Annotated in this window: 1 protein-coding gene; it reads right to left on the reverse strand. The window is 66.8% G+C overall.

Features of this window, described 5'->3' with window-relative positions; translation table 11 throughout:
• On the reverse strand, positions 1–386 hold a 386-nt coding region (gene atpH, locus JWG43_RS21205), incomplete at both ends, for an ATP synthase F1 subunit delta (RefSeq protein ID WP_205244505.1).

Below are 386 nucleotides of genomic sequence, written 5' to 3' on the forward strand. Positions count from 1 at the left end.
CCTGTTTGGCGTCCAGCGGCTGGGCCGAGACGACCTCGGCGGCGACCACGCCGGCGTGTTTTGCGTAGCGCGCCTCGAACCCGGCGATCACGGCAGGCAAATCCTTGGCGCGATGGTTCTGACCCAACAGACCCAGGAAGTTGGTCGTAGTCTGCTCGAACTTGGCCTTGGCGGCGATAGCCACCAGACCCTTGGCCTGGTCCGGCGCGGCGATGACGGGCGAGGTGGCCAGGCGACGCAGGTCGGCGCTTTCGGTCCAGGCCGCCTTCAGCGACTTCAGGTCGGCGCGGACGGCGTCCAGGCGGCCGGTTTCCAGCGCCAGGTCGAACAGCGCCTGTGCGTAGCGATCGCCGACTTCCGTCGTTCTGAAATCATCAGCCACTGAT

This window comes from Desulfobulbus alkaliphilus (assembly GCF_016918545.1).
Classification (GTDB): Bacteria; Desulfobacterota; Desulfobulbia; order Desulfobulbales; family Desulfobulbaceae; genus Desulfobulbus; species Desulfobulbus alkaliphilus.